We start from the raw sequence: 17,857 nt of genomic DNA, 5'->3' as shown, positions 1-17,857 counted from the left end.
GTGACGCATGGACCTCACCACAGTTGTTCCCACCCCGTCCGACGCCCCGCTGAAGGTGGCCGCCGTCCTCGGCAGCAACCGCGAGGGCCGCTTCGGCCCCGTCATCGCCCGGTGGTTCCTCGACCGGGCCGCCGGCCACCCGGACATCGACATCGAGCTGATCGACGTCGCCGAGGCAGGATCTCCGTCGGAACGGCTCGCGCGGGCCGACGCCTTCGTCGTGCTCACCCCCGAGTACAACCACTCCTACCCCGCCCCGCTGAAGGACCTCATCGACGCCCACTTCACCGAATGGCAGGCCAAGCCGGTCGGCTTCGTCTCGTACGGCGGGATCTCCGGCGGCCTGCGGGCCGTGGAGCACCTCCGTCAGGTCTTCGCCGAACTGCACGCAGTCTCCGTACGCGACACCGTCTCCTTCCACAACGCGGGCGCCCTCTTCGACGACCACGGGCGGCTCGGGGACCCGGCGGCCGCCGACGCCGCGGCGAAGACGATGCTCGACCAGCTGGTCTGGTGGGGGCGTGCGCTGCGCGAGGCCAGGATCCTGCGTCCGTACGGCGGCTGACCCGGGCCGGGCCGACAATCGAGGGGCAGCCCGCACCCACGAGACCGACGACGAACCGACGACGAACCGAGGAGACCCGGGGATGACAGAGCCGGCATGGCTGACCGTGCAGACCACGACGGACAGCGAGGAGAAGGCCCACACCCTGGCCCAGGGCGCGGTGGAGGCGCGGCTCGCCGCCTGCGCGCAGATCTCCGCGCCCGTCACCTCGGTCTACCGGTGGCACAACGCCATCGAGACCAGCGAGGAGTGGCAGGTGGTGTTCAAGACCACCACCCAGCGGTACGAGGAACTGGAGGCCCACCTCGTCACGGCGCACGACTACGACACCCCGGAGATCATCGCCACGCCGATCGTGCGGGGCAGCGCCCGCTACCTCGGCTGGGTGACGGCGGAGACGGCAGCGGCGGCGGCCCTGTGACCGGAACCGGACCGCCGTTCTTCGTCTACGGCACCCTGCTCCCCGGCCAACGCAACCACGACCGGTTCCTGCGCGGCCGCACGAGCGGGGAACGTCCGGCCGTGCTGCCCGGCGCCCTCCTGTACGAGGGCCCCGGATACCCGTACGCCGTCGGGGGCCACGGCACGGTCCACGGCGCACTCGTCACCGCCGCGCAGGGGTCGTACGCGGAACTGCTGGGCCTCCTGGACGACCTGGAGGAGTACCTGGGCCCGGACCACCCGCGCAATCTGTACGAGCGGGTGGTCCGCCGGGTCGTCCCGGGGACCGGTCCGGGATCCGGGGAGCCCGTCCGCGCCTGGGTCTACCTCGCGGCCGCCGCCGTCACCCGCTCCCTGCGCACCGGCGGCACGCCCGTCCCCGGGGGCGACTGGCTCAAGCGGCCTCCACCCGCACCGCGCACACCTTGAACTCCGGCATCCGCGACACCGGGTCCAGAGCCGGGTTCGTCAGGGTGTTGGCCCGGCCCTCGCCAGGCCAGTGGAACGGCATGAACACGGTGTCCTGCCGGATCGCGACCGTGATCCGGGCGGGCGCCACCGCCCGCCCCCGCCGCGAGGTGACCGCGACCGCGTCGCCCTCGGCCACCCCGATCCGCTCGGCCAACCGCGGATGCAGCTCCACGAAGGGGCCCGGCGCGGCGGCGTTCAGCTCCGCCACCCGGCGGGTCTGCGCCCCCGACTGGTACTGGGACACGACCCGGCCCGTCGTCAGCACCACCGGGTACGCGGCATCCGTCTCCTCCGCGGCCGGGCGGTGCACGACCGGGACGAACCTGGCCAGCCCGTCGTCCGTCGCGAAGCGCTCCAGGAACAGCCGCGGCGTCCCGGCGTGCTCCTCGTCCGGGCACGGCCAGAACACCCCGTCCTCCGCCGCGATCCTGGCGTAGGTGATGCCCGCGTAGTCGGCGGGGCCGCCCGCCGAGGCCCGCCGCAGCTCGTCGAAGACCTCCTCCGGATCGGCCGGGAAACCCTTCCCGTGCCCCAGCAGCCCGGCCAGCGCGTTCAGCACCTCCAGGTCGCTGCGCACCCCGGGCGGGGGAGTGACCGCCCGCTGCCGCAGCAGCACCCGGCCCTCCAGATTGGTCATGGTCCCGGTCTCCTCGGCCCACTGGGTCACCGGCAGCACCACGTCCGCCAGTGCCGCCGTCTCCGACAGCACCACGTCCGCGACCGCCAGGAAGTCCAGCGACCGCAGCCGCTCCTCGATGTGCCCCGCACGCGGCGCGGACACGACCGGGTTGGACGCCATCACCAGCAGCGACCGCACATCCCGCCCCAGCGCGTCCAGCAGCTCGTACGCACTGCGCCCCGGCCCCGGCAGCGAATCCGGGTCCACCCCCCAGACCCCGGCCACATGGCGCCGGGCCGCCGGATCGGTGAGCTTGCGGTAACCGGGCAACTGGTCGGCCTTCTGGCCGTGCTCCCGGCCGCCCTGGCCGTTCCCCTGCCCGGTCAGGCAGCCGTACCCGGACAACGGACGCCCCGCCCGACCGGTCGCCAGGCAGAAGTTGATCCAGGCACCGACCGTGTCCGTGCCCTTGGCCTGCTGCTCGGGTCCGCGCGCGGTGAGCACCATCCCGCTCTCCGCCCCGCAGAACATCTCCACGGCCTCACGCAGCTGCGGCACGGACACCCCGGAGATGCGTTCCACCAGCTCCGGCCAGTGCGCCATCGCCCCGGCCCTGGCCTCGTCCCAGCCGCTCGTCCGGGTACGCACGAACTCCTCGTCCACCCGCCCGTCCGCCACGACCAGATGCAGCATGCCGAGCGCGAGGGCCAGATCCGTGCCCGGCCGGGGCGCCAGATGCAGATCCGCCTGCTCCGCCGTCCTGGTCCGGCGCGGATCGATGACGATCAGCCGGCCGCCGTTCTCCCGCAGCTCGGTCAGATAGCGCAGCGCCGGCGGCATCGTCTCCGCGAGGTTCGAGCCGACCAGGATCACGCAGCCGGTACGGGGGATGTCCTCCAGCGGGAACGGCAGCCCCCGGTCCAGCCCGAACGCCCGCTGGTGCGCGGCAGCCGCCGAGGACATGCAGAAGCGGCCGTTGTAGTCGATCTGCGAGGTGCCCAGCACCACCCGGGCGAACTTCCCCAGCGCGTACGCCTTCTCGTTGGTCAGCCCGCCCCCGCCGAACACCCCCACGGCGTCCGCCCCGTACGCGGCCCGGGTCCCGCCCAGTCCCTCGGCGATCCGCTCCAGCGCCTCGTCCCAGCCGGCCGGTTCCAGCTCACCGCTCGCCGCGCTCCGCACCAGGGGCCCGGTCAGCCGGGCACCGGCGGACAGCACGGCGGGAGCCGTACGCCCCTTGCCGCACAGCGCCCCCCGGTTGACAGGGAAATCGGTGCGCTCCACGACCTCGACCACCGTGCCGTCGGTGACCGGTCGCAGCTTCATCCCGCACTGCAGCGCGCAGTACGGGCAGTGGGTGGACGTCTCGGTGCGGGCCATGCTCCCAGCGTGCGAGCCGGGTATTACGGGCACCGGTGCGTCCGGTTACGCCCCCGGTACGCGCACCTCAGCCCGCGTCCCGACCGGCCGTGAGGTCCGCGGCGAGCGCCTCGGTCACCCCCGCCTCGCGCGGCCCCAGGAAGTGCGGATCCGGTTCGAAGACGGTGTCCAGGAGCGCCTTGCCCGCCGCGAACACCTCCCGCGTCCCGCCGTAGTACCAGGTCGCATCGTGTACGGCGTCGACCCCGACCCCGTACGCGTCGATCCCGGCGGACCGGCACAGCGCGATCGCCCGCCGGATGTGGAAGCCCTGGCTCACCAGCACCGCGCGGTCGACCCCGAATATCTTCTTGGCGCGGACACAGGAGTCCCAGGTGTCGAAACCGGCGTAATCACTCACGATCCGTCCGTCCGGCACCCCGCGTTCCGTGAGGTACGTGCGCATGGCGTCCGGCTCGTCGTACTCCACCCGGCTGTTGTCCCCGGTGACCAGCACCACCCGCACCTTGCCGGTCCGGTACAGCTCGGCCGCCGCGTCCAGCCGGTGCGCGAGGTACGCCGACGGCCTGCCCTGCCACAGCCCGGCCCCGAACACCACGGCCACCTGCTGCGCGGGGGCGTCCGCCGCCGTCCGCACCCGGGCATCGGCAGTCGTGTGCAGCCAGGTCGCCGGCGCCAGGGCCACCACACAGGCGACCATCAGCCCCTGTACCAGCCACCGCTGCCCGCGCCGGGTGCGCGGCAGCCGTGGCCGCCCGGCGCCCAGCCACTTCGGCACCGACGGCCGCCCCAGTCCCCCCAGCCGCATGCGCGGTCCCCCCGTTCCGTACCGGATCCCTCATGGAACAAGACGATCGGGAAGGCCGAAAGGTTCGCCGGACCAGGAGTTCCGTGATCCCGGCCCCCGTCCTGACAGTGCGCCCCGCCCCGCCGTGAGGTGGCGGAAAACACCCGTCACCGGTGGGAAACGGCCTGGCAACCTCCGCCCGTCACCATCTGTTCATGACGGAGACGGCACCGGAACACCCGCGTGAGCCCCTGCCCCTCGACAGCACGGCGCAACTCCTCACCCGCATCACCTCACAGCTCGGAAACCAGCTCGACCTCGTCTCCCGGAACGGAGCCCGCAGACCTGTGCACCGCACCCGGAACGACGCCCGGCACCCCGCCCCGACCCTCGTCGCCGTCGCGCACGGCAGCCGGGACCCGCGGGCCCTGCGCACCGTCCTGGAACTCCTGGACCGGGTCCGGGAGCTGCGCCCCGGACTCGACGTCCGGCTCGGGCACATCGAGCTGAACGCGCCCCTGCTGCCGGAGACCCTGGACGGCATCGCGGCGGGCGACGCCGTCCTCGTACCGCTGCTCCTCGGCCGCGGCCACCACGTCCGGCACGACCTGCCCCTGGCCGCCGCGCGGGCCGGGCACCTGCGGACCCTGGTCGCCGCACCGCTCGGGCCGCACCCGCTGCTCGTCGAGGCACTGTACGAACGGCTCGTCGAGGCCGGCTGGCAGGCCGAGGACGGTACGAGCCGCAGCGCCGCCGTCGTGCTCGCCGCCGCAGGATCGCGTGACCCCGACTCGGCCGTCGACGCCCGCCGCACCGCCCAGATGCTCAGTGACCGCCTCGGCGGGGTGCCCGTCGTCCCGGCGTACGCCTCGGCGGCCACCCCCACCGTGCCGGTCGCCCTGCGCGCCCTCGCCGCCCGCGGGCGGCACCGCGTCGCCCTCGCCTCGTACTTCACCGCACCCGGCCGCTTCGCCACCGCGGCGGCCGACGCCGTCGACGGGACCGCCGCAGCACCGCTCGGCGCGCACCCGGCGATGGCCCGCCTCCTGCTGCACCGCTACGACCGGGCCCTGGCCACGGGCGTGCCCGCGTACGGCGCCCTGACACACGCGCACCTGCTGGCGTCCGCCTGAACCGTGCGGCCCGGCGCCGTACCGCGTCCGGAGCCGCATGACGCCACCCGCCGATCCCCTCCGCGCGACGGGCAGGCCGTTACTGTCGAGGTCATGGACGGTACGCACGACACCCGGGACACACAGGAGCACGGCACGACGCCCTACGGCGCGGCCGACACCGAGCGCTGGGACACCGAGCCCGACAAACGGCCCGGCCGCACCGCGTTCCAGCGCGACCGGGCCCGCGTGCTGCACTCCGCCGCCCTGCGCAGGCTCGCCGGGAAGACCCAGGTCGTCACCCCCGGCACCCGCGGCCGGGCCTGGGACGCCAGCCCCCGGACCAGGCTCACGCACTCCCTGGAATGCGCCCAGGTCGGCCGGGAGCTCGGCGCCGCACTCGGCTGCGACCCCGACCTCGTCGAAACGGCCTGCCTCGCCCACGACATGGGCCACCCGCCCTTCGGCCACAACGGCGAACAGGCGCTCAACGACTTCGCCTCGGACTGCGGCGGCTTCGAGGGCAACGCCCAGTCGCTGCGCCTGCTGACCCGGCTCGAACCCAAGCGGTTCGTCCGCGACCCCCGCAGCGGCGAGCTCGTCAGCGTCGGACTCAACCTGACCCGGGCCGCCCTGGACGCCGCCACCAAGTACCCCTGGCCCCGGGGCGAGCACCCGACCGACCCCGGCTCACCCAAATTCGGGGTGTACGAGGACGACCTGCCGGTCTTCGAATGGGTCCGCAAGGGCGCGCCGCAGGACCGGAAGTGCTTCGAGGCCCAGGTCATGGACTGGTCCGACGACGTCGCGTACTCGGTGCACGACTTCGAGGACGGGCTGCACGCCGGGCACATCGACCCCAGCTGCCTCTTCGCCGAACCGGAACGCAGGGAGATCTGGGAGGTCGCCATCGGCCGGTACGTCCCGGCCGGCACCGACCCGCAGGAGCTGGCCGACGCCCTCGACCGGCTCGTCGGCCAGGAGTGGTGGCCGCACGGCTACGACGGCTCAGCCGTGGCCCAGGCCCGGCTGAAGGACGCGACGAGCCAGCTCATCGGGCGGTTCTGCCTCGCCGCCGAGTCCGCCACCCACGGCGCGTACGGCCCAGGACGGCTCGGCAGGTACGGCGCCGAACTCATCGTGCCCGACGAGGTCCGCAACGAGTGCGCCGTCCTCAAGGCCGTCGCCGACCGCTACGTCATGCAGCGGGCCGAACAGGAGACCATCCGCGCCGGCCAGCGCATCGTCATCGCCGAACTCGCCGCAGCGCTCACCGCCCGCGCCCCCGGGGGCCTGGAGCCGCAGTTCCGCGCCCTGTACGAGACCGCACCCGACGACCGGGCCCGCAAGCGGGTCCTCGTCGACCAGATCGCCGCCCTCACGGACGCCTCGGCCCGCTCCCTGCACGGAACGCTCACCGGGGTTCGGCAGACTGGACCGTGACCGGGCCACATGACACCCGGATGTGACCTGATCGGGGCACACCCCCTTTCGCCATCACGCCGCGTGCGGGACGCTCGCAGGTGGTGGCGCCGCGCAGCACAGCACCGAGGAGGCTTCAAGTGGTCGACGCAAACCGGACGTTCGTCATCGTCGGCGGAGGACTGGCAGGAGCGAAGGCGGCCGAGACACTCCGGACGGAGGGTTTCACCGGCCGGGTCATCCTGATCGGGGACGAGCGCGACCATCCGTACGAACGGCCTCCCCTGTCCAAGGGTTACCTCGCGGGCAAGGACGAGCGGGACAGCGTCTTCGTCCACGAGACGGCCTGGTACGCCGGGGCCGACATCGAGCTCCACCTCGGCCAGGTCGTCACCTCCGTCGACCGGGAGGGCCGGTCCGTCCAGCTCGGCGACAACACCGTCGTCCACTACGACAAGCTGCTGCTCGCCACCGGCGCCGAACCCCGCCGCCTCGACATCCCCGGCACCGACCTGGTCGGCGTCCACCACCTGCGCCGCCTCGCCCACGCCGACCGGCTGCGCAACGTCCTCGCCGCCCTCGGCCGCGACAACGGCCACCTGGTGATCGCCGGCGGCGGCTGGATCGGCCTGGAGGTCGCCGCCGCCGCCCGCGGCTACGGCGCCGAAGTCACGATCGTCGAACCCTCCGCGACCCCACTGCACCACGTCATCGGCCCGGAGCTGGGCCAGATCTTCACCGACCTGCACACCGAGCACGGCGTCCGCTTCCACTTCGGCGCCCGCCTCACCGAGATCACCGGCGAGGACGGCCTGGTCCTCGCCGCCCGCACCGACGACGGCGAGGAGCACCCCGCCCACGACGTGCTCGCCGCTATCGGAGCCGCGCCCCGCACCGCCCTCGCCGAGGCCGCCGGGCTCGACATGGCCGGCCGGGCACACGGCGGCGGCGTCGCAGTGGACGCCTCGCTGCGCACCTCCGACCCGCACATCTTCGCCGCTGGGGACATCGCGGCCGTGGAGCACCCACTGCTCGGCACCCGGCTCCGGGTGGAGCACTGGGCCAACGCCCTGAACAGCGGACCGGCCGCCGCCCGGGCCATGCTGGGCCAGGAGGTCTCCTACGACCGGGTCCCGTACTTCTTCTCCGACCAGTACGACCTCGGCCTGGAGTACTCGGGCTGGGCCCCGCCGGGCTCGTACGACCAGGTCGTCATCCGCGGGGACGCAGGCAAGCGGGAGTTCATCGCGTTCTGGCTGAAGGACCGCAGGGTGCTCGCCGGGATGAACGTCAATGTGTGGGACGTCACCGAGACCGTCCAGGAGTTCATCCGGTCCGGCCGGCAGATCGACCCGGACGCCCTGGGAGACCCGTCGGTGCCGCTGCGGACCCTGCTCTGACCCGCCCGGCATCCGGGACCGGCCGGCGGCGGACACCCCGTGCCCGCCGCCGGCCGGTCCCGGATGTCCGGCCCCACCCGTAGACTTCACTCGTGGCAGGCAGGATCAACGACGACGACGTGAAGGCGGTACGGGACGCGGTCCCGATCGACGCCGTCGTCTCCGAGTACCTCCAACTGCGCAACGCGGGCGGCGGGAACCTCAAGGGCCTGTGCCCCTTCCACGACGAGAAGTCCCCCTCCTTCCAGGTCAGCCCCAGCAAGGGTCTCTTCCACTGCTTCGGGTGCCAGGAGGGCGGCGACACGATCGCCTTCGTGATGAAGATCGACCACCTCACCTTCTCCGAGACGGTCGAGCGCCTCGCCGCCAAGGCGGGCATCACCCTGCGGTACGAGGAGGGCGGCTACAACCCCTCCCACCAGCGCGGCGAGCGCATCCGGCTGGTCGAGGCCCACAAGATCGCCGCTGACTTCTACCGCGAGCAGCTCGACGGCCCCGAGGCGGAGATCGGCCGGAAGTTCCTCGCAGGGCGCGGCTTCGACCAGGACGCGGCGGCCCACTTCGGCGTCGGATACAGCCCCGCGGGCTGGGACCACCTCACCCGCTTCCTGCGCGGCAAGGGCTTCAGCGACAAGGAGCTCATCAGCTCCGGCCTCTCCCAGGACGGCCGCCGCGGCCCCATCGACCGCTTCCGCGGCCGGCTGATGTGGCCCATCAGCGACACCTCCGGCGAGATCGTCGGCTTCGGCGCCCGCAAGCTCCGCGACGACGACAACGGCCCGAAGTACCTCAACACCCCCGAGACGTCGATCTACAAGAAGTCCCAGGTGCTGTACGGCATCGACCTGGCCAAGAAGGACATCGCCAAGTCCAGCCGGGCCGTCGTCGTCGAGGGCTACACCGACGTCATGGCCTGCCACCTCGCCGGGATCACCACCGCCATCGCCACCTGCGGCACGGCGTTCGGCAACGACCACATCAAGATCCTCCGACGGCTCCTGATGGACAACGGCAGCGCCCGCGTGATCTTCACCTTCGACGGCGACGCGGCCGGCCAGAAGGCGGCCCTGCGCGCCTTCGAGGACGACCAGAAGTTCGCCGCCGAGACGTACATCGCGATCGCCCCGGACAACATGGACCCGTGCGACCTGCGCCTGGCCAAGGGCGACGACGCCGTCCGCGACCTGGTCGAACCCCGCACCCCGCTCTTCGAGTTCGCGCTGCGCCAGATCGTCGGCCGCTACGACCTGGAGACCCCGGCAGGCCGCGCCGCGGCGCTCGACGAGGCCGCGCCCGTCGTCGCCAAGATCAAGACGAGCAGCGTCCAGCGAGAGGTGGCCGTCCAGCTCGCGGGCTTTGTCGGCATCCTCGACCAGGAATTCGTCGTCCACCGGGTCAACCAGCTCGCCCAGTGGGCCCGCGGGCGGGGAGACAAGCGCGGACCCGCGCGAGCCCCCGCCGGTCCCGGCGCGCAGCACCAGCAGGGCCACCAGCCCGTCGCTCCGTCCGGCCCCGCGCTGAACCTCCGCAGCCCCGCCCACCGCACCGAGCGCGAACTGCTCAAGCTCGCCCTGCAGAAGCCCGCACTCGTCTCACCCGCCTTCGACGCCTACGGCATCGACGAGTTCACCGCCCCGCCGTACGCGGCGGTGCGCCAGTGCATCGCGGAGGCGGGCGGCGCCGAGCAGGGGCTGGCCGAGACCCGCGAGTACCTGGTCCAGGTGCTCGACGCGACCCCCAACGACTCGGTGCGCAAGCTCGTCACCGAACTCGCGGTCGAGGTCTTCCACGGCAAGTCCATCGACGAGTCGTACGCGGGCCAGCACCTGGTCAAGGTCCGGCTGCGCGCCGTCGACCGCCGGATCGACGACGTCCAGGGCAGCCTCGCCCGCCTCGGGAGCAACGTCGCCCCGGACCATCTGGCTGCCGCGCAGAACGAGGTCTGGGTCCTCCAGCAGTACGCCCAGTCGCTCCGGAGCCACGGCGCGGCCGCGCTCTGATCCGCGACACCGCCCGCCCCGCCCGGTGACCGGCCGGTCACGGACCGGTTCCAGAAAGTCACCGCACGCCCCTCGTGGCAGCGATGTGTCGTACCCCACACTGGGTAGCGGTGCCTGAGTCATCGGAGCGCGGACGGTCCACCCAGGGCGGACCCCCATCCCCGCGGTCCGGCAGCGATCACCTGGAGGTCGCCCCCGTGCAGACCCGGACCGTGACGACCACGACCGAGCATGTCCCGGCGATTCCCGCGCAGAACCGGGCCACGCGCCGTCCGGAGGCGGCCGCCCCGCCCCCGGACGCACCCGACCCGGTGATGGAGGAACCGGTGGAGGCCCCCGAGCCCCCGGAGCGGCGCCGGCCGGAGACCGGTGGCCCGTCGTCCGACCTCTTCCGCCAGTACCTGCGGGAGATCGGCCGTATCCCGCTGCTCACCGCGGCGGAGGAGGTGGATCTCGCCCGCCGCGTCGAGGCGGGGCTCTTCGCCGAGGAACGTCTGGCGGGCACCCCCGACCCGGACTCCCGGCTCGCGTTCGACCTGGACCGGATCGTCGTCATGGGACGGGTGGCGAAGCGCCGCCTCATCGAGGCCAACCTGCGCCTCGTCGTCTCGGTGGCCAAGCGGTACGTCGGCCGGGGCCTGACCATGCTCGACCTGGTCCAGGAGGGGAACCTGGGACTGATCAGGGCGGTCGAGAAGTTCGACTACGCCCGGGGCTACAAGTTCTCCACGTACGCCACCTGGTGGATCCGCCAGGCGATGTCCCGGGCCCTCGCCGACCAGGCCCGGACCATCAGGGTCCCGGTCCATGTCGTCGAGCTGATCAACCGCGTCGTACGCGTCCAGCGCCGCCTGCTCCAGGAACGCGGCTACGAGCCGACCTCCGAGGAGGTCGCGGTCCAGCTCGACCTGACACCCGAGCGGGTCGGCGAGGTCCTGCGCCTCGCCCAGGAACCCGTCTCGCTGCACGCCCCCGTCGGAGAGGAGGACGACGTGGCCTTCGGGGACCTCATCGAGGACGGCGACGCCGCCTCACCCGTCGAGTCCGCCGCCTTCCTCCTTCTGCGCGAACACCTGGAGGTGGTCCTCTCCACGCTGGGCGAGCGCGAGCGGAAGGTCGTCCAGCTGCGCTACGGACTGGACGACGGACGGCCCCGCACCCTTGAGGAGATAGGCCGCATCTTCGGCGTGACCCGCGAGCGCATCCGGCAGATCGAGTCCAAGACCCTGAACAAACTCCGCGACCACGCCTTCGCCGACCAGCTCCGCGGCTACCTGGACTGAGCCGCACCCCTGGGTCCGGGGCGTCGGCCCCGGACCCGCAGGGGAGTTCAGGAGCCGCGGACCCGCCGGGGGGTTCAGGAGCCCCGGACCCGCAGGGAGTTCAGGAGCCCCCGGCACCCTTCCGCTTGTGCCGCGCGCTGCCGGACGCCGCGCCGACCGCGACGCCCTGGGGCCATCCCCACGCCGACACCCATCGCGGGATCACCGGTCACCGCGCCGACCGCGGCCCCGAGCCCCGCACCGATCCCGATGCCGAGCGCGACGCGGCCTTCCTGGCCCGCGCCGTCGCGTCCCGTCCTCGTCAGCCGTCCCCCGTCCCTTCCGCCGGCTTCCCCACCGGCGATCAGTCGATCTCGGCAGGCGCCTGTGCGAACTGCGCGGCGTACAGCCGGGCGTAGGCGCCTTCGACCGCCAGCAGCTCGTCGTGCGTGCCCTGCTCGACGATCGAGCCGTTCTCCATCACGAGGATCACATCGGCATCCCGGATCGTCGAGAGCCGGTGAGCGATCACGAAGCTCGTCCGGCCGTGCGCGAGCCGCGCCATCGCCTTCTGGATCAGCACCTCCGTACGGGTGTCCACCGAGCTGGTCGCCTCGTCGAGCACCAGGATCACCGGGTCGGACAGGAACGCCCGCGCAATGGTGATCAGCTGCTTCTCGCCCGCACTGACCCCGGACCCCTCGTCGTCGAGCACCGTGTCGTAGCCGTCCGGCAGCGTACGGATGAACCGGTCGGCGTGGGCCGCCCTCGCGGCCTCCCCGATCTCCTCCCGGGTGACCTCGCGCGAGGCCCCGTACGCGATGTTCTCCGCGATCGTGCCGCCGAACAGCCAGGTGTCCTGGAGCACCATGCCTATGCCCGAACGCAGTTCGTCCCGCGACATCTTCGCCACGTCGACCCCGTCGAGAGTGATCCGGCCGTCCGTCACCTCGTAGAACCGCATCAGCAGATTGACGAGCGTCGTCTTGCCGGCGCCGGTCGGGCCGACGATCGCGACCGTGTGACCCGGCTCCACCCGTAGCGACAGATCCTCGATGAGCGGCTTCTCCGGGTCGTACCGGAAGGCCACCTTCTCCAGCGCCACGCTGCCGCGCAGCTCCACGGGCCGCTCGGCCGGCACCGGATCGGGCGCCTGCTCCTCCGCGTCCAGCAGCTCGAAGATCCGCTCGGCCGAGGCGACGCCCGACTGGACCAGGTTCGCCATCGAGGCGACCTGCGTCAGCGGCATCGAGAACTGCCGCGAGTACTGGACGAACGCCTGCACGTCACCGATCGACAGCGCACCCGAAGCGACCCGCAGACCGCCGACGACCGCGACCAGCACATAGTTCAGGTTCGAGACGAACATCATCAGCGGCTGCATGATCCCGCTGTTGAACTGGGCCTTGAACCCCGCCTCGTACAGCGCGTCGTTCTGCTCGGCGAAGTCCCTCGCGGACTCGTTCTGCCGCCCGAAGACCTTCACCAGGGTGTGTCCCGTGTACATCTCCTCGATGTGGGCGTTGAGCTTGCCCGTCACCTTCCACTGCGCCACGAACTGCGGCTGCGACCGCTTGCCCACCCGCGCCGCGACGAACACCGACAGCGGAATGGTCACCAGCGCCACCAGGGCGAGCAGCGGCGAGATCCAGAACATCATGATCAGTACACCGACGATGGTCAGCAGGGAGTTGATGAGCTGGCCCATCGTCTGCTGCATCGTCTGCGAGATGTTGTCGATGTCGTTCGTCGCCCGGCTCAGCACCTCGCCGCGCTTCTGCCGGTCGAAGTAGGACAGCGGCAGCCGCGCCAGCTTCGTCTGGAGGTCCTCGCGGAGCTGGAACACGACCCGGTTGATCACCCGGATCGACAGCCGCGTCGACACGAGCATCAGGAGCCCGGCGAGGACGTACACCACCAGCGCCGCCAGCAGGACGTTCCCCACCGCACCGAAGTCGATGCCCTCGCCGGGGACGAAGTCCACCCCGGACAGCATGTCGGCCAGCCCGCCGCTGCCCTCCTCCCGCAGCCCCTCGACCGCCTCGGCCTTCGACAGGCCGTCCGGCATCTGCCGGCCGACGACCCCCGCGAAGATCAGGTCCGTCGCCGCACCGAGGATCTTCGGCCCGACCACCGACAACGCCACGCTCAGCGTCCCGGCGCCCAGCATCAGGTACAGCGAGGACTTCTCCTTGCTGAACCTCTTCACCAGCCGCTTCCCGGACCCCTTGAAGTCCATGGACCGCTCGGTGGGCCCACCGGCCATCATCCGTCCGCCCGGCCCGGCCATCAGGCGGCCTCCGCTTCCGTCAGCTGGGAGAGCACGATCTCCCGGTACGTTTCATTGCCGTCCATCAGCTCACGGTGACTGCCCGTCCCGACGACCCGGCCCTCGTCCAGCACCACGATCCGGTCCGCGTCACGGATGGTGGACACCCGCTGCGCCACGATCACCACGGTCGCTCCCGCCGTCTCCCGGGCGAGCGCACCGCGCAGCGCCGCGTCCGTCGCGTAGTCCAGCGCCGAGAAGGAGTCGTCGAAGAGGTAGATCTCCGGCCGCTGCACCAGCGTCCGCGCGATCGCGAGCCGCTGCCGCTGACCGCCGGAGACATTGGTGCCGCCCTGCGCGATCGGCGCGTCCAGACCGTGCTCCAGCAGCTCCACGAATTCCTTCGCCTGGGCCACCTCCAGCGCGTGCCACAGCTCCTCGTCGGTCGCGTCGGGGTTCCCGTACCGCAGATTCGTCGCGACCGTCCCGGAGAACAGGTACGGCTTCTGCGGCACCAGGCTCACGGTCCTCGCCAGCAGGACGGGATCCACCGTCCGCACGTCCGTACCCCCGACCAGCACATCGCCGTCCGTCACGTCGAACAGCCGCGGTACGAGCCCGAGCAGCGTCGACTTCCCGCTGCCCGTCGACCCGATGACCGCGGTCGTCTCGCCGGGCCGCGCCACCAGATCGACCGAGCGCAGCACCGGCTCCTCGGCACCCGGGTAGCGGAACTCGGCGCCCCGTACCTCCAGATGGCCGTGGGTGAGCAGCTCGGTGACCGGGGCGGCCGGCGGCACCACGCTCGAATCGGTCTCCAGGACCTCCTGGATGCGCTCGGCGCAGACCTCGGCGCGCGGCACCATCATGAACATGAAGGTGGCCATCATCACGGACATGACGATCTGCATCAGATAGGCGAGGAACGCGGTCAGCGCACCGATCTGCATCCCGCCGCTCTCGATGCGGTGCGCGCCGAACCAGACCACGGCGACGGACGACAGGTTCACCACCGTCATCACGGTCGGGAACATGAGCGCCATCAGCCGGCCCGTCGACAGGGCGACGGCCGTCAGCTCGGTGTTGGCGCCCCGGAAGCGCTCCTCCTCGTAGCCGTCACGGACGAAGGCCCGGATGACCCGGTTGCCGGTGATCTGCTCGCGCAGCACCCGGTTCACCGTGTCGAGCCGCTCCTGCATCGTGCGGAACAGCGGCCGCATCTTCCTGACGATGAGGCTCACCGCGATGCCGAGCACCGGCACCACTGCCAGCAGCACCGCCGACAGCGGCACGTCCTGGCCGAGCGCCATGATGATGCCGCCGACGCACATGATCGGCGCCGAGACCATCAGGGTGAACGCCATCAGGACGAGCATCTGGACCTGCTGCACGTCATTGGTCGTACGGGTGATCAGCGACGGAGCACCGAAGCGGCCGAACTCGCGTGCGGAGAACGACTGCACCCGGTCGAAGACCGACGCGCGTACGTCACGTCCCAGCGCGGAGGCGGTCCGGGCGCCGTAGTAGACGGCGCCGACGTTGCAAAGGACCTGGGCGAGGCTGACGACGATCATCACGCCGCCGAACCTCAGGATGTAGCCCGTGTCCCCCTTCACGACACCGTTGTCGATGATGTCGGCGTTGAGGCTGGGCAGATACAGCGTGGCGCAGGTCTGCAGGAGCTGGAGCAGCACCAGCAGCAGGATCGGTCGTCTGTACGGACCGAGATAGGTCCGCAGGAGTTTTATGAGCACGCGGTTCTCTCGGAGTCGGCGAACGGCAGAGGCCGGTCCATCCTCCGGTACGCCGCACCAGGACTTCCAACGCTTTTCCTCAAGCCCGGGTCAAGAAAAGACCGGACCGCGAGACCCGGGCCCGGAAATCCCCGGGACCGGTGCCCCGCACCCCTCAGGCCGAGCCGTCGAACGCCCCGGGATGGATCTGGTCCCGGGTCGCCCCGTACTGCTGGCGCACCGCCCGGCCCACCGTCAGCTCCTCGCCCGGATCCAGCACCTGCGCCGCCGCCCCCTGCCAGGCCGGGGGAGTACGCGGGTCGAGCGACCCCTGCGCCACCCCGAGCGCCCAGGCCGCCTGCCGGGCCGCGCCCACCGCCGCGTACTGCGCGGGCTGCGGTACGACGACCTGCGTACCGAACACCGCGGGCGCCAGTGCCTGCACGGCAGGCAGCTCGGCAGCCGCGCCCAGCAGGAACACCCGCCGCACCTCCACACCCCGGCCGCGCAGCACGTCCAGCGCGTCGGCCAGCGAGCACAGCATCCCCTCGAAGGCCGCCCGCGCCAGATGCTCGGGCTTCATCGACTCGCGCCGCAGCCCGCTCAGCGTCCCCGCGGTGTGAGGCAGCTGAGGGGTGCGCTCACCCTCCAGATACGGCAGCAGCACGAGCCCGGAGGCACCCGGGGTCGACTTCAGCGCCAGCGCGGACAGCTCGTCCAGATCGTCCAGGCCCAGCATCTCGGCGGAGCCGCGCAGCGCGCGCACCGCGTTCGACGTGTGGACCACCGGCAGGTGCATCCCCGTCGCGTCGGCGAACGAGGTGATCATCCCGCTCGGGTCGGCCAGCGCCTCGTGGTGCACGGCCATCACCGAACCCGAGGCGCCCAGCGACACCACGGCGTCCCCGACCGCGACCCCGAGCCCGAAAGCCGCGGCCATCGTCTCGCCGGTGCCCGCCGAGATCAGCAGCCCCTCGGGCGTCGTCCCGGCGGCGTCTGCCGGGCCCAGCACCTCGGGCAGCGCGGCCTGATGGCCGAGCGCGAGCTCCACGAGGTCGGGCCGGTAGGAGCCGGAGCCCGCCGACCAGTAGCCGGTGCCGGACGCGGCACCGCGGTCGGTGGTCCGGCGGGCGGGCCGGCCGAGCAGCTGCCACACCAGCCAGTCGTGCGGCTGCATGACGGCGGCGACGCGCTGCGCGTTCTCCGGCTCCGTCCTGGCCAGCCAGCGCAGCTTCGACACCGGCTGCGTGGCCTGCGGCACGGACCCGACGGCCTCGGCCCAGGCCTGCCGCCCGCCGAGCCCGTCGATCAGATCAGCCGCGGCAACCTGCGCCCGCCGGTCGTTGCCGAGCAGCGCGGGACGTACGAGATTGCCCTGGTGGTCCAGCGGCACCAGACCGTGCTGCTGCGCGGACACACCGATGGCCTGCACACCTTCGAGCACTCCGCCGGAGGCCGCCTCACCGAGTGAGAGCAGCCAGGCCTGCGGATCCACCTCGGAGGACTTGGCCTCGATGGGATGCGCGGCATACCCCTGCCGCAGCACCTCACCCGTGTCCGTGTCGCAGACGACGATGTGTGTGAAGGCGGATGAACTGTCCAAGCCGGCGACTATGCCCATACCCAAGATTCTGCCGCACCCGCGGACCATTCCGCACCGGGTGCCGTCCGGCACCCGGCACGGGCCCGGTTCAGGTGTTCGTGGTGCCCCAGTCGTCGCTGCCGCTGTGACCGTTGTGGCCACTGCGCTCCCGCAGCGAACGCACCCGGTCCGAGACGGAGACGGGCACCTTGTCCCCCACCTTCTCGCTCACCGAGTGGTACGCCTTGCCCGCGAACTCCCGGCCGCCCTGCGCGGCCGACTCCGCGGCGTTGCGCACAGCGGGATTCTCGGCGAGCCGCTGCGCGGACTTCTTCAACTGCTCGTAACGCTCGCGCCCGGCTCGCGTGCCGAGCACGTATCCGAGGGCCACTCCGGCGATGAACGTGAGCCGGTACCGCATGGCTGCCACCCTTCCTTCGCTCTGTGCGACGTGTGCTGCCCGCCTACCCACGAGCACCGGAGATCACCCCGGGCGATACCGATTGGCGGAGCACCCCCCTGCTTGCGCTAATGTATGTGTCGCAGCGAACGCGCGCCGCTCGGCAGCCGCCAGGTAGGTACGATTCGAGGCAACGCAGCAATCCCCTGTAGCTCAATTGGCAGAGCAGCCGGCTGTTAACCGGCAGGTTACTGGTTCGAGTCCAGTCGGGGGAGCGCGATCCCCTGTAGCTCAATTGGCAGAGCATTCGGCTGTTAACCGGAGGGTTACTGGTTCGAGTCCAGTCGGGGGAGCGGAACGGAAGAGGACCCTTCGGGGTCCTTTTTCGTGTGCCCCGCGAAGGCCGTCGCGGAC

The 17,857-nt window shown here is 71.8% G+C and carries 14 protein-coding genes and 2 tRNA genes; 10 read left to right on the top strand and 6 right to left on the bottom strand.

Translation table 11 applies throughout. The annotated features are described in order from the left end of the window. The first annotated feature begins 7 nt into the window (after positions 1–7). From OG524_RS11535 to OG524_RS11525, 3 genes are all read left to right on the top strand, one after another. Entirely contained in the window at positions 8–565 is a 558-nt protein-coding gene (locus OG524_RS11535) for an NADPH-dependent FMN reductase (RefSeq protein WP_405390938.1), read from the top strand. Between the two features lie 82 nt (positions 566–647). Next, on the top strand, positions 648–986 hold the full coding sequence (gene cutA, locus OG524_RS11530; protein ID WP_405390939.1) for a divalent-cation tolerance protein CutA: 339 nt from the start codon (positions 648–650) through the stop codon (positions 984–986). Beyond that, positions 983–1,435 (top strand): gamma-glutamylcyclotransferase family protein, encoded by a 453-nt coding sequence (locus OG524_RS11525; protein WP_405390940.1) that lies wholly within the window; start codon positions 983–985, stop codon positions 1,433–1,435. The genes cutA and OG524_RS11525 overlap by 4 nt, the downstream gene beginning before the upstream one ends. On the opposite strand, the gene OG524_RS11520 is transcribed toward OG524_RS11525, so the two are convergent. Further along, positions 1,401–3,476 (bottom strand): molybdopterin oxidoreductase family protein, encoded by a 2,076-nt coding sequence (locus OG524_RS11520; protein WP_405390941.1) that lies wholly within the window; start codon positions 3,474–3,476, stop codon positions 1,401–1,403. The genes OG524_RS11525 and OG524_RS11520 overlap by 35 nt on opposite strands. Before the next feature lie 67 nt (positions 3,477–3,543). Next, positions 3,544–4,284: a vancomycin high temperature exclusion protein gene (locus OG524_RS11515; RefSeq protein ID WP_405390942.1), complete on the bottom strand. Its 741-nt coding sequence runs from the start codon at positions 4,282–4,284 to the stop codon at positions 3,544–3,546. A 194-nt stretch (positions 4,285–4,478) separates the two neighbouring features. On the opposite strand from OG524_RS11515, the gene OG524_RS11510 reads away from it, so the two are divergent. The 5 genes from OG524_RS11510 (at position 4,479) to OG524_RS11490 (ending at position 11,480) form a co-directional block, all read left to right on the top strand. Continuing rightward, the gene (locus OG524_RS11510) at positions 4,479–5,396 is read left to right on the top strand and encodes a sirohydrochlorin chelatase (protein WP_405810093.1); all 918 of its coding nucleotides are present in this window, start codon (positions 4,479–4,481) and stop codon (positions 5,394–5,396) included. 93 nt (positions 5,397–5,489) lie between these two features. Further along, positions 5,490–6,818, top strand: coding sequence for a deoxyguanosinetriphosphate triphosphohydrolase (locus tag OG524_RS11505; protein WP_405390944.1), 1,329 nt, complete (start codon positions 5,490–5,492; stop codon positions 6,816–6,818). 119 nt (positions 6,819–6,937) lie between these two features. After that, positions 6,938–8,197 carry an NAD(P)/FAD-dependent oxidoreductase gene (locus OG524_RS11500; RefSeq protein WP_405390945.1) on the top strand — a complete coding sequence of 420 codons (1,260 nt, stop codon included), beginning with the start codon at positions 6,938–6,940 and terminating at the stop codon, positions 8,195–8,197. A 92-nt stretch (positions 8,198–8,289) separates the two neighbouring features. Next, positions 8,290–10,197, top strand: coding sequence for a DNA primase (dnaG, locus tag OG524_RS11495; RefSeq protein ID WP_405810091.1), 1,908 nt, complete (start codon positions 8,290–8,292; stop codon positions 10,195–10,197). A gap of 197 nt (positions 10,198–10,394) precedes the next feature. Then, a complete protein-coding gene (locus tag OG524_RS11490; protein WP_405812450.1) occupies positions 10,395–11,480 on the top strand; it encodes an RNA polymerase sigma factor in 1,086 nt (361 codons plus the stop codon). 343 nt (positions 11,481–11,823) lie between these two features. Here OG524_RS11490 and OG524_RS11485 read toward each other — a convergent pair whose 3' ends face one another. From OG524_RS11485 to OG524_RS11470, 4 genes are all read right to left on the bottom strand, one after another. Further along, on the bottom strand, positions 11,824–13,749 hold the full coding sequence (locus OG524_RS11485; protein WP_405390948.1) for an ABC transporter ATP-binding protein: 1,926 nt from the start codon (positions 13,747–13,749) through the stop codon (positions 11,824–11,826). Further along, complete coding sequence (locus OG524_RS11480; RefSeq protein ID WP_405390949.1) at positions 13,749–15,482, bottom strand: ABC transporter ATP-binding protein; 1,734 nt, start codon at positions 15,480–15,482, stop codon at positions 13,749–13,751. Before OG524_RS11480 ends, OG524_RS11485 begins: the two co-directional genes overlap by 1 nt. Positions 15,483–15,636: 154 nt before the next feature. After that, positions 15,637–17,082 (bottom strand): FGGY family carbohydrate kinase, encoded by a 1,446-nt coding sequence (locus OG524_RS11475; RefSeq protein WP_405810088.1) that lies wholly within the window; start codon positions 17,080–17,082, stop codon positions 15,637–15,639. 70 nt (positions 17,083–17,152) lie between these two features. Then, positions 17,153–17,464, bottom strand: a complete 312-nt coding sequence (locus tag OG524_RS11470; protein WP_405390951.1) for a YtxH domain-containing protein — start codon at positions 17,462–17,464, stop codon at positions 17,153–17,155. Positions 17,465–17,645: 181 nt separating this feature from the next. On the opposite strand from OG524_RS11470, the gene OG524_RS11465 reads away from it, so the two are divergent. Both OG524_RS11465 and OG524_RS11460 read left to right on the top strand, forming a co-directional pair. Next, positions 17,646–17,718: transfer RNA gene (locus OG524_RS11465), tRNA-Asn, on the top strand. A gap of 5 nt (positions 17,719–17,723) precedes the next feature. Beyond that, positions 17,724–17,796 (top strand) — tRNA-Asn (locus OG524_RS11460). Positions 17,797–17,857: the final 61 nt, after the last annotated feature.

Source organism: Streptomyces sp. NBC_01520 (genome assembly GCF_045040375.1).
Taxonomy (GTDB): Bacteria; Actinomycetota; Actinomycetes; order Streptomycetales; family Streptomycetaceae; genus Streptomyces.
The sequence above is the reverse complement of the archived record's forward strand: the minus strand, read 5'-3'. Positions and strand labels throughout refer to the sequence as shown.

Excerpts from the sequence above, each read along its gene's own strand:
- OG524_RS11535 (WP_405390938.1), top strand. The coding sequence starts at position 8 with ATGGACCTCACCACAGTTGTTCCCACCCCGTCCGACGCCCCGCTGAAG.
- cutA (WP_405390939.1), top strand. The coding sequence starts at position 648 with ATGACAGAGCCGGCATGGCTGACCGTGCAGACCACGACGGACAGCGAG.
- OG524_RS11520 (WP_405390941.1), bottom strand. The coding sequence starts at position 3,476 with ATGGCCCGCACCGAGACGTCCACCCACTGCCCGTACTGCGCGCTGCAG.
- OG524_RS11515 (WP_405390942.1), bottom strand. The coding sequence starts at position 4,284 with ATGCGGCTGGGGGGACTGGGGCGGCCGTCGGTGCCGAAGTGGCTGGGC.
- OG524_RS11510 (WP_405810093.1), top strand. The coding sequence starts at position 4,479 with ATGACGGAGACGGCACCGGAACACCCGCGTGAGCCCCTGCCCCTCGAC.
- OG524_RS11505 (WP_405390944.1), top strand. The coding sequence starts at position 5,490 with ATGGACGGTACGCACGACACCCGGGACACACAGGAGCACGGCACGACG.
- OG524_RS11485 (WP_405390948.1), bottom strand. The coding sequence starts at position 13,749 with ATGGCCGGGCCGGGCGGACGGATGATGGCCGGTGGGCCCACCGAGCGG.
- OG524_RS11475 (WP_405810088.1), bottom strand. The coding sequence starts at position 17,082 with ATGGGCATAGTCGCCGGCTTGGACAGTTCATCCGCCTTCACACACATC.
- OG524_RS11470 (WP_405390951.1), bottom strand. The coding sequence starts at position 17,464 with ATGCGGTACCGGCTCACGTTCATCGCCGGAGTGGCCCTCGGATACGTG.